Here is a 12,274-nt window from a genome sequence, read left to right as displayed (position 1 = left end):
GAGGCGATTGCATGGCGTATCAATTTAGAGATTTCGGACAGGGAGCGACAAGTACATCGCTTTCTATCCGATCTATTATCGGAGGCAAAGAGTTAGAAACGTATTTAAAGACGAGTTCATTTACGTTCACGACTTTATCTGTTTCGGGAAGAGGCGCGGTTGAGTATAACGTAGAAGGTACGGAAGTAACGAAACGTCACGGAAGTGTATTTAGGGAAAGACGCTTAAAAGACCGCAAGATAGTTATTAAAGCGTTAGTTAAAGCGGCAACAAACGAGGCTTATCGCGAAGGGATGTCGGCATTAAACGGCTTATTAGGTTTAACCGACTTAATATCGCTTAAGTTTACCGATGATATGTCGTACACATACTACGGATATTGCGTACGTGTAGAGGATGACGGAGAGCAGTCTAATACGCAGATTATCGAAATTGAGTTTACGTGTTTAGACCCGTTTAAGTATACGGACTCAAAAACGTTGACATATTCGACGGCAAGTCCAATGGCGATTGAAACGTCATTCCCGATTATGCCGACATATATAGATATTACGTTTGCTTCGATTGCAGAAGCGAGTGACTTTACGCTAGTTAATAACAATACCGGTAAGAAAATCGTGTTTAAAGGGATGGCAGTATCGCCTACTATTCGTATAAATCAGATGCAAGATTTTATCGGAAGTATCGGTGGCGAGAATAAGATTGCGGGATTACAGGTAAAGTATTCGGATTTTGATACGTTAAAAGTATCGAATAATGACGTACTATGGACGAGTCCTGCGCCAAGCAGTATCTCATTAACGTATAGAGGGGCGAAATTATGATTTATCTATTCGATAAAAGCAAAAAGTTAATAGGAACGGTAAGGCGTAATCATTGCCTTTCAGCGTTATTCAACAGGGAAGTCAACGGATTATATACGCTTTCCGTTGATTTACCCGTTAAATATACCGATAAATTAGGGGAGATAAACTACTACGATAAAATCAGTAAATCGTCTTATATCGGTCACTATGATTTAGAAGGGCGATTCCAATTACATAGAACGGTTGTAGTCGATGTAGAAGATGGAACTATACATATAGAAGGCGTACATATATTTTTTGACGAAGCTAAGGCGTATGGAATTATCGCAGAAAAGAAATTCCTAGACCGTGAAATATCGTACATTGCTCCGTTATTATTCTGTGAAATAGGATGGACGATGAAAGACTACGATCCTTCACCGGCATTAGACGTGTCCTTCTACGACGTTTCGTTATTAGCTGCGCGTAAGAAACTTATCGAAACGTTTGGTTACGAAATGGATATATGGCTCGACTTCGACGGTTTAAGTGTAACAGGCAAGAACTATTCGGTTAAGAAGCGTATCGGTAAAGATACAAATAAACGCTATGTATACGGTACTAACGTATTAAAGATTAAAAGCGAAGAAGACTACGGAGAAGTATACACGGCAGTTATCGGACTAGGTGCAGACCAAGACGAAATTGATAAACGTAAAGCTGCGGAGCAATACGAAAAAGATCGTGAAGCAGTCCGTAAGCAACGTGATACGTTAAATGCTTCGTATAAAGCTGCAAGGACTGCGTACGACACTTCACGTAAAGCAGTATTAGCGCAATACGACGCAGACGTAAAGGCGTGGCGCGCAGAACGTGCCCGTATTATTGCGATAAGAAAGACGACTAAGAAATCGAAATTAACCGTTCCAAAGAAACCTCCGTATCCTAAAGCACCGCCTAAACCTCTTGCTCCTAAGTTACCGGCTTATCCAAAGAAACCGGTAGAATCGGTAGTAAAAGTTGTAACGGAGCAGACGCGTGAGGATATGAAGCGTCGAGTAAACTATGCAAGCGTTGTATGGGCTAAGCCGACTAATCCGTTAGATAAAGCGGCGGGTACACGAGTATTAGTCGATCCTATCACGACAGATGCGTTTGGTTATCGTGACTCAACCGGTAAAGCAGTTCCGAAGGTTAAAGTCGTTGTATTTGAAGACGTAGAAGACCCGAAGATACTTATTCAAAAAGCGTACGAATGGTTAACGCAGAATAACCGTCCTAAAGCCGTATTTACTGCGGAAGTAATCGACGGTGACGTAGTTGACTTAGGCGATACAGTATATGTTATATACGAAGACATCAACAAGAAAGAACCTATTCGCGTTGCTAAAGCGAAGGACAATTTATTAACGGAATTGCGTACGATTGAATTCGGTGACTTAGAATTCATGCGCGAAGACGATAAAATGAAAGAATTTGTTGGCGAATTAAAGTCGGTTAAGAAAGCGACAAAAGACGGTTTATACGATTTAAAACTCGACTTCGACGTTAAGTTTGCCGATCAAGAAGAGTCGCTTAAGACTGACTTCGAAATAGCGTTAGAAGAAGCGCAGGTAGCTTTAGACGCGTTTGCAGAAGATATGAACGTAACAATCGATAGTGCGCAAGAAGACTTCATGGAATCGATCGACGTATCGCTACTAAGAGCGCAAGAAGACGCAGAAGATGCAGCGTTCGAAATGGAACTGCGCCTTAACGGAGAAATAGACGCAGCTAGAAGTGAGTTATCCGAGGATATAACGCAAAGCTATGCAAACGCTACTAAGTATGCAGACGATAAAGCGACCGCACTCAAAACAGAAGTATCAAACGATATTAATACTGCAAAGACAACGCTAACTAACGACATCAACACGTCATATACGAACGCAACAAAATACGCAGACACTAAAGCTAGCGAATTACAAACGAAAGTCGCGACTGACATAAACAACGCTAAAACGTCACTGTCAACTGACATCACAAACAGTTACAATAATGCAGTCACGCAAGCACAAGTGAAAGTAGATACGGCTAAGACTGCACTAACTCAAACGATGAATGCGAATAAGCAAGACGCAGATAATAATATAAGTACGCTTAATACCGCCTTAGGTGACGCGACTAAACGAATGGACGCGACAGATGTGCGTGTAAATGGTCTAGTTGGCGACATCGGTACGCTGAATACGCAATTTACGGACATCAATGGACAACTTGTACCAATTAAATCGGACATACTAAAAAACTCGGGCGACATTTCGAGCGTGAAAAATACGGTCGCAGGACACACTACTGACATATCTACGTTAAATAATCAGATTACGTTGAAAGCGACTAAAACGGAATTGACGGATGCAATCGGTGGGCTAACTTTCGAAAATCGTAACTTACTCGAGAAATCGGCAACGATGAACAAAGACATCGATAAGACGTGGGGTAGTTACGTACAGTTACATCAAATCGATATTACGAGCGTAAGCAGTAAGGTAGCAATTGGTGACGTCATTACAGTATCTTTTGATATTCAAATGACGACAGGAACAATATTTCAGATTTACGACTCAAACGGTCAAATTAACGTTAGTTTAGGTCAAAAGACGTGGAATAATATCGGTACTACTAAACAAAGATTAAGCTATACGACAACGTTAAAAGCGCCGACAAGAACACCGGGTAGCGCGTGGACGTTAACGTTTTATAACACAAACAACGGCGATAAATTTACGATTGATAACATCAAAATTGAAAAAGGTGCGAAAGCAACACCGTATTCACAAGCGCCGGAAGATTTAGAAGGTAAGATTACGAAGAACACAGCTGACATCATGATAAACGCCGAAGAAATCGCAAAACGCGTGTTAAAAACTGACTTTGACTCGAAAACGGGTCAAATGCAAACGCAGATTAACACGGCTACTTCGACGGCAAACGAAAATAAGCAAACTATCGCAGTAATCAATGGTGACATTGACAAAATCGAGGAATGGCAGATTGCGAAAGGTACGACGATTCAACAGACCGCAGACGCTATTAATCAAAAGATATGGAACACTGACATTAATACGGCTACAGGTGCTATTAACAATCGATTAAATACTGTATCAAGTACAGTAGACGGAAACTCACAGACAATACTGCAACATACTTCGCAAATCAATGGATTGACGACTTGGCAGACGGAAAAAGGCGCTATCATTAATCAAACGCAAAGTGCGATTAATCAAAAAGTTTGGCAGACGGATATTACAGGTGCTATCGATAATTTAGATTATGGTACGCGTAATTTATTCGTTAACAATACCGCCCAAAAGGACAAATGTTTGGTTTGGTCGACAGGTGCGTTAAATGCTGAAATCGGTTCAGTTACAAGTGACTTTATCGAAGTAAGCGCAAACGATACGATATTGAGTAATTACGCTACATCCCAATTATTGTATTACGACGATAAGGGTTGGATGTTAGATATTGGCGGTAATAAAAACGGCGGTAATAAGTTTACGATACATAACGATAGTCGCATCAAGTACATGAAAGTATCGTACAGAAGCAACTTTTTAAACGGTCAAACTATCGCTGATAAAAAAGTGATGATTGTTAAAGGTGCGAAAATGGGCGATTATCAACCTGCAATCGAGGATACAGACGCACGTATTTCGAAAGCTGAATCAGACATTAACGTCAACGCTACTGCAATATCTCAACGCGTGTTAAAAACTGACTTTGACTCGAAAACGGGTCAAATGCAAACGCAAATCAATACGGTTACTTCGACCGCTAACAATAACAGTTCGTTGATTACGCAAGTTAAAGGTACGGTTGATGGCTTAAGTGCGTGGAAAACACAAAAAGGTACATTAATCGACCAAGCAATTGATGCCGTGAGTACTAAAGTGTGGCAAAACGATATAAATGCAATCGAATCAGGTAATCGCAACTTAATTAGACAAGCAGACTTTAAAGACGCATCGAATACTTTAAATCTTTGGACTATCTTAAACGGTGGCGGTCACATTGCTAATAAGATAATCGTTGACGATACAAGATTCACGAAAGTATTAAAGCATAATCTCACGACATCTGCGCCGGTCAATGGCACGACAGTTCCGTATTCGATACTTAAGATGCCGTTAAGCGCAACGCTTTCAATTCCCGAAAATTACACATTCGTTGCATGGATGAAGGCAGACGAACAAACGAATATTTCGTATCTAGGCTTATCACAAGGTACTACTTTAGGTGGCACGGTTGGTAACGCAGGAATGTCAATCGGGACAACGTGGCAACTCGTTAAATTTACTACGTCGTTTGCTAACGGAAAGTTAATCGACTGTGTCGAGTTATCACTCGAACGAAACGAAACGGCTTCGTCTATTTATATTGCTGAACCTATGCTTGTGAAAGGAACATTAGCGCCATCGTCATTCGTTCCAGCGCTAGAAGACGCCGAAAACAAAATGTCAGAAATCTCGCAAACGGCAGATAGCGCGAAATTACAAGCTGATACAGTCGCTAAAGATTACGTTAAGCAAAGTGCGGTTATCGTACAAAGCGACGGCGTAATGATTGGTAGTAAAAAAGTTAGCGGTACTGAAATGGCGAGTGCTATATCTGTAACGCCGTCGAACGTTGACATAATTACACGTGTCATGCGTATTTCTGCTGATATGCAAGTCGCAGGAGATATTCAGACGTTATCAATTAATGCAGTAAACGCTAATATCGCAACGATTCGAACGAACATGTTAACTGCTGATACGATTAGTTCGACTGCGATTAAAGTTGATACGGCTTTGATTAATAAGCTGAATACTAACGCTATTCTTACGAATTACTTAACGGCTGATACTGCTATGATTAACTCGATTAAATCTAATGCGGTGACGGCGGTTAGGGCGGATATAGCATGGCTTAAGTCTAACGTTATTACTGCTGATAGCATTACATCAACCGCCTTAAAAGTGGATACTGCGCTAATCAACAAACTTAACACTAACGCAATACTTACTAATATGCTCGTCGCTGATACTGCGATGATTAACGCTATTAAGTCGAACGCAGTTACTGCGGTAAGGGCGGATATTGCGTGGTTAAAGGCTAACGTTATTACTGCGGATTCTATTACTTCTACCGCGTTGAAAGTTGATACTGCGTTAATAACGAAGTTAAATACGGGAGACATCCTCACGAACGCATTAATCGCGAATACTGCGTTTATTGACTCGATTAAAGCGAAGTCTATCGAAGCAGTACACGCTGACGTAGCGTGGCTTAAGGCGAACGTAATTACGGCAGGCAGTATAACTTCAAACGCTATTGCTTCCGGTGCAGTAACCGCAGATAAAATGTTAGTCGATCAAGCATACATAGATAAGCTAATGGCGAATACTGCGTTTATTGACTCAATTAAGACGAAATCGATGGACGCTACTCGTGCTAATATTGGCGAAATATCTTCGTTAATACTTAAAGCAAACGTTATCACATCGACACATCTTTCGTCTGATTTAGCGTTAATCGATAAGATATTCGCAACTGACGCGTTAGTAAGTAGATTAACGGCTAAGTCTGCGTTCATTCGCGATATTAAATCGATTGAGATTTCGGCAGACAGAATTAACGGCGGAATATTACGCTCAATCGAAGGCAGCTATTATCAGAATTTAAATACGGGAGTAACCGATTACTACAACGATGCTTCGATCTATTTCCATTCGGAGAAAAATCAGTTGCGTTACTCTAACGGTACATCTTCTGCCGGAGTTTATATGAAGCAAGGAAGCGCTGATAGCAAGGACGTGCAAGCGTTTATTGGGACGTCAGAATTCGGATACATCAACGTGGATCATGCGTCATGGACGGGGATTACGGCGTTAGGTAGCGGTAGAAGACTCTTAGCCTCGGGCGATATAATGCGTTTCGGCGCGAACGGTGCGAAAACATTAGGCGAAAACGCGCGATGGGTAATGCATTTAGCGTCGGCAGGTTACGGTTCTACTCGATACTTCTACGGCGAAGGTACTAACCTTTATAACTACGTATTAGGTAAAGAGAACGAGAAACTATCGTATGTATATACGAAGAACGTCGGAGATCCGAATAACAAAGCGGATTCAGTTAATACTAAATTCGTTAACGAGTTAGAATTTACGACGATAAACGGATTCCCTACGATTCGATACGGACAAACTGCGTTACAGTTTCGATCGAACGAAGGTATCTACTTAATCACCGATACAGGCGGTTACTTAGGTAAGATTTAATTAAAGGAGGTGATACGTTATGGAACGTAATTTCGAGAAAGAGTTGGGCTTAACGCAATCTAAATTAAGCGAAGCCTTAGCGAAAGAAGTAATGTTAACGGCATTAATCGATGATTTATCGGAAGAAATCGATAAATTAACGCAAGAGATTAACGGTTTAAAAGCACAGGCATCTGCGCAAGAAGCTGCGGTTGTCGAAGTATAAACGAAAAATAAACGAAAATAAAGGTGGAATTTATGATGATAGATATTAACGGTTCAACAACGAAGTATTACGTATTACAAACGATTGCATCAGACGGAGTAGATACTGACGGCGAATTAACACGCGCACTTTACTATAACGCATACGACCGTGTATATTCACCGGTTGATAAGTTAGACTACGCAACTTCGTACGATAACGTTAAAGACGCAGAAGTACGTAGAGACAAACTTAACTTACTCGCTTCATTAGACGAAGATACTTCGGTATCAGTTACGTACAAAGTAATGCAGCGTACGTCTACGAATTCAATCGTTGACCAAGCGTAAACGAAATTTAAACGGAGGAGACGATCGCATGATAAAGCTAAATCTCGGCAACAAGGTATTAATCGATATGCCTTATGCCGAAATGAAATCGCTAGTAGGTACGATGTTCTTTGCGTCAATGTTACTTGGTCGCGCAATACTCTTCTTCACCGCAAGCGATAAAATGATCGCCGACAGTCCGTGGTATCAATGCTTAAACGGTATAGCAGAGTTGCAGTATTGGGGCATAGCGCCCCTTATCGCTGCAATTACGCTATTCGTTAGTATGTTCTCGAAGTCATTCGCGGGACAAGTCGGATTTACTGCCGGTAATCTTTTAGCCTTTTCTGTTTACGTAGTCTTATCGGCTACAGGCGCAGATCAAGGGTTAAATTGGTATACGGCGTTTACAAATATCGTATTCGCTAATTATCACATGATTATGGCGGCGTTAGGAGTGTATCGAGTATGGACGATAAAGAGCGCGAATACGTAACTAAATCGTATTTGGAAGCGGAGATTAACGAGTTAAAGCAAGATATAAAACGTGTTGAAGGCAGCTTCGAACGCTTAGAGTTAATGTTCGGATTAATGAAAGATACTTTCGATAATTTAACGAAGTCGATAAGCAGAATGACAGATGCGCAGGAGCGAACTAACGGACAATTAATTAATATGACTGTTAAGCAGACGGAGATTGAATTGCGTCAGAAGAACGTTGAAGAAGACGTAGAAAAGGCGCAAAAGCAGATTGAGGATTTAGGCGCATCAAAACAGACGTATATAAGTGACGTATTTAAACTCGTAGGGATATTTACAGGCGGAATACTGACGCTTGTGGGGACAATTATCACCGCAGTATTTACGTTATTTAATTAAACGAATTATAAACGAAAAGAGGACGAATGATGGGCGGACAAATATTAGACGAAAAAGTAACGCAATCATTGATCGAAACCGGCGAAACAGTTGCTACAAACGACACAGAAGCGATTACCGACGTAAACGCGACTAGCGACGTAAACGCGATTAACGACGTAAACGCGATTAACGACGCAGAAGTAAAGGACGAAGCAGTACGCGATTTATTACGACAATTACGCGGACTTCTTTCTGCGTTAATACCGTTTCTTGCAATGTTAGGCTTTAGTTTCGATTGGTTAACGGAAGATAATATTACGTTAGCAACAACGGCATTAGTATCGGTGTATTGCTTATATGTAAATGCAAAGGCAATCTATCGCAATCACTATTCGGGCAAGGTTGCGCAGAAACAGAATAAAGCGTTAAAAGAGAGGGGGCTGCGCTAATGGCTTTCTCAATTACGCAATACGACACTAGACGCGATTGCTACAAAGACCGCGGTATATTAAAGGTAGGCGCTCAATACGACCATATCTTAGAGTCGCACATGGACGCATTTAACAACGCTTCTGCACAGGACGCACACATCGTTATCAAAGCGGGATATGCAGCAGATAACGCAGATAGAGCGATTGTATCCGTACTAAAGAAGTATTTCGGCGTTAGATACAACGACGGTATTATGTACCGAGACGATTTACAGAACATGAACGACGCAATCGGTAAAGCGTCTTACAGACTCGCAGAATTCGGATTTATTACGAATGCAGAAGAGCGTAATATTTTCGTTAAGCAGATGGATAATATCGCAAAAGACATCGCTGCCGCACTCGTTAAGATTGGCGGTAAGTGGCTGCTAATCGCAGGACATGGCGCAGGCGATCCCGGAGCAATGGCCGGAGGATACAAAGAGGCAGATTTAGTTCGTCAGCTAAACGCTAAAATTGTTGCACATTGTAACGCACTAACTGCGCCAAAGAAAGCTGCGCCTAAACCCGTTGTTAAACCGGCTGCTAAACCTAACCCCGTCGCAGCACCGAGTAAGCCTACGCAGAAAGTATATGTTGCGGTTCAAGGCGATACTCAATATTCTATCGCTAAAAAGAAGGGCATCACACTCGACGACTTGCGTAAATGGAACGGCTTAAAGACGACTAAGACTTTTATCGGACAGAAGTTTTACGTAAGTGCTCCGGTTCAAGCTGCGCCTAAATCAGCGGTTAATGCACCGGTTAAACAGAAAGTACCTGCAAAGCCGTCTCCTAATCGTACGTATGCAGAGTTAGTTGCGAAGACGAAAGGCTATGTCGGTAAAGCCGTTGATTTTGACGGCGCATTTAAATTTCAATGCATGGACGTTGCTTGCGATTATATCTTCTACGCAACTAAAGGCGCATTTCGTCCGTGGGGTAACGCTAGAGACTTGCTTAAGAATAAGTTTCCTAGCGGATGGAAGACCGTTCCTAACACGCCGGAGTTAGTGCCTAAAGTCGGATGGCTTGCGGTTTATTCAGTTGGTTGGGCGGATAACGATTTCGGTCATGTAGCGTTAGTTTATGCTAATCCTACACGTTGGACTATGGACGTAGTCGAACAGAATTGGGACGGTAAAGCGAATAAGGCGGCGAGTGTTCGTAGATGTAATTACGACGGAGTATCGCACTTTATAATCCCACCCGGAGCAGAATAACGATTAATTACCGTAGTCTCTATTGAGATTGCGGTATTTTTTCGCCTATATAACCGAAATAAGCGTTATTCGGGCATTTAACCGAAGTAGTTGACGGTACTCCCAACGTTACTATACCGCAAACACGATTTGGGAGTTCTGACGGAGACATGCGTAGAAAGTGTTGACGGAAATCCCTAACGTAAGATATAATCGTATTTGAATCGGAGCATAAAACGATTACGGCATTGTCGTATACGAAGGTCAAGTTGACGCATTAAAACGTTTCAAAGACGATGTGCGTGAAGTAGCGCAAGGTTATGAATGCGGAATCACCATTGAAAACTTCAACGATGTTAAGGAAGGCGACATTTTTGAGGCATTCGTGATGGAAGAAGTTAAGCGTAAATAAGTATTTTAACACTCACAATGATTTGTGGGTGTTTTTTATTTGAGAAAATTTATTAATTATTATGCATTAATTTTGTATAATTCTTTTTGAAAATTTAATTTTGACAGTTATTTTTTGCTAAATATTAATTTCTGTATTAGAAATGTATATGCGTGTATAAAAAGAGTTGTTTTTATGCATTTTGGCTCAGTTGCACGGTTAATTCGGTTGTTTTATATTCAAATTGAGGTGATATTTTTGTTTATTAAAACAGCGGAGAAACCACCCCAACTTGTGTATTTAGAAGAAGTTCATGGCCGAATGCATATGACGGAATCGGATAGAAGGAAATATTACAATTTAAAAGTTGGATATGAAGGTGAAAAGAAAGTATACGACTATTTAAAGCAATTTCATCACGGTGTTTGTATTTGGGATATTCGATTAAATATTAGTGGCGAAATTCAATACGATTTTATCATCATCGTGAATGGAGTTATTTTTGTGCTGGAAATTAAGAATTACTATGGAAACTATACTTATAAAGATGGCAATTTAAAAAGTGAAAGTGGCTTTGTAAGCCGCGATGTATTTTCCCAGGCCAGTAATGAAAGAGATAAATTTGAATCATTTTGTTATGAACATAATATACACTACAAAATCGTGAACGAAGTTATTTTTGTAAATGATCATTTTAAAGTGCTGAATGAAGTTGATCATGTTAAATTTCATTCAATGCAGGCCATTGAACAACTTGCTGAATATATGTGTGGTTATGAAATTACAGATGAAGATATTGCGATTGGAAAAATGATTGTTAACCATCATATCGAAAAATCTAAAAACGAACAAACGCACTATTATCCATATGAAAAAATGAAACGTGGATTGAAATGTCCAGTATGTAAAAGATTTTTGAAGGTGGAACGAAATGCGAAGCGGCTAATCAAATGTACATGTGGTCATAAGATGAGTAAAACAGAAGCAATTTGTGAAGCATTTGAAAAAATTGAAATGCTTAAACGCGATGCAGTTACAGTAGCAGATGTATGCGAGTGGGTAGATTGTAATCCATCAGGGATTAGAAAAGTACTGGGAGAAAGGTACAAAAAGATAGGTAGATTTAAAGATAGAAAATATAGGTCTTGCTATTTGTTATGAAAATGAGCTAGCGACAAATAGAGAATACCGCTAGCTCGTCAAAGATACCAGTGAAAAATGGCATTGAGCTAGCGACAAAAAGAAAATACCGCTAGCTCGTCAAAGAAACCAGTGCAAAATGGCATTGAGCTAGCGACAAAAAGAAAATACCGCTAGCTCGTCAAAGAAACCAGTGCAGAATGCAACTGAGCTAGCGACAAATAGTAAATACCGCTAGCTCGTCAAAGAAACCAGAGCAAAATGTCAGTGAGCTAGCGACAAAAAGAAAATATTGCTAGCTCGTCAAAGAAACCAGAGCAAAATGCCACTGAGCTAGCGACAAATAGAGAATACCGCTAGCTCGTCAAAGAAATCAGTACAAATTGCTACTGAGCTAGCGACAAAAAGAAAATACCGCTAGCTCGATAAAGAAATCAGAGCAAAATGCCAGTGAGCTAGCGACAAAAAGAAAATATCGCTAGCTCGTCAAAGAAATCAGTGCAGAATGCCACTGAGCTAGCGACAAAAAGAAAATACCGCTAGCTCGTCAAAGAAATTAGAGCAAAATGCTAGTGAGCTAGCGACAAATAGAGAATACCGCTAGCTCGTC

At 40.6% G+C, this 12,274-nt stretch carries 9 protein-coding genes; all 9 read left to right on the top strand.

The genetic code is table 11. The annotated features are described in order from the left end of the window. Positions 1 to 11 precede the first annotated feature (11 nt). Positions 12 to 824 carry a distal tail protein Dit gene (locus OCL94_RS02055; RefSeq protein WP_262994054.1) on the top strand — a complete coding sequence of 271 codons (813 nt, stop codon included), beginning with the start codon at positions 12 to 14 and terminating at the stop codon, positions 822 to 824. Then, entirely contained in the window at positions 821 to 7,087 is a 6,267-nt protein-coding gene (locus tag OCL94_RS02050) for a phage tail protein (protein WP_262994052.1), read from the top strand. Before OCL94_RS02055 ends, OCL94_RS02050 begins: the two co-directional genes overlap by 4 nt. A 19-nt stretch (positions 7,088 to 7,106) precedes the next feature. Further along, positions 7,107 to 7,292, top strand: a complete 186-nt coding sequence (locus OCL94_RS02045) for a hypothetical protein (protein ID WP_262994050.1) — start codon at positions 7,107 to 7,109, stop codon at positions 7,290 to 7,292. A 32-nt stretch (positions 7,293 to 7,324) separates the two neighbouring features. Continuing rightward, positions 7,325 to 7,621 (top strand): hypothetical protein, encoded by a 297-nt coding sequence (locus OCL94_RS02040; protein WP_262994048.1) that lies wholly within the window; start codon positions 7,325 to 7,327, stop codon positions 7,619 to 7,621. 28 nt (positions 7,622 to 7,649) lie between these two features. After that, positions 7,650 to 8,096 (top strand): hypothetical protein, encoded by a 447-nt coding sequence (locus OCL94_RS02035; protein WP_262994047.1) that lies wholly within the window; start codon positions 7,650 to 7,652, stop codon positions 8,094 to 8,096. After that, positions 8,069 to 8,479: a hypothetical protein gene (locus OCL94_RS02030; RefSeq protein ID WP_262994045.1), complete on the top strand. Its 411-nt coding sequence runs from the start codon at positions 8,069 to 8,071 to the stop codon at positions 8,477 to 8,479. Before OCL94_RS02035 ends, OCL94_RS02030 begins: the two co-directional genes overlap by 28 nt. 29 nt (positions 8,480 to 8,508) lie before the next feature. After that, on the top strand, positions 8,509 to 8,910 hold the full coding sequence (locus OCL94_RS02025) for an SPP1 phage holin family protein (RefSeq protein ID WP_262994043.1): 402 nt from the start codon (positions 8,509 to 8,511) through the stop codon (positions 8,908 to 8,910). Next, positions 8,910 to 10,154, top strand: coding sequence for a CHAP domain-containing protein (locus tag OCL94_RS02020; protein ID WP_262994041.1), 1,245 nt, complete (start codon positions 8,910 to 8,912; stop codon positions 10,152 to 10,154). Before OCL94_RS02025 ends, OCL94_RS02020 begins: the two co-directional genes overlap by 1 nt. A gap of 628 nt (positions 10,155 to 10,782) precedes the next feature. Continuing rightward, entirely contained in the window at positions 10,783 to 11,685 is a 903-nt protein-coding gene (locus tag OCL94_RS02015) for a nuclease-related domain-containing protein (protein WP_262994039.1), read from the top strand. The last annotated feature ends 589 nt before the right edge of the window (positions 11,686 to 12,274 follow it).

It is taken from the genome of Macrococcus capreoli (assembly GCF_025628935.1).
In the GTDB taxonomy this organism is placed as follows: domain Bacteria; phylum Bacillota; class Bacilli; order Staphylococcales; family Staphylococcaceae; genus Macrococcoides; species Macrococcoides capreoli.
This window is presented reverse-complemented; position numbering and strand designations above follow the sequence as displayed.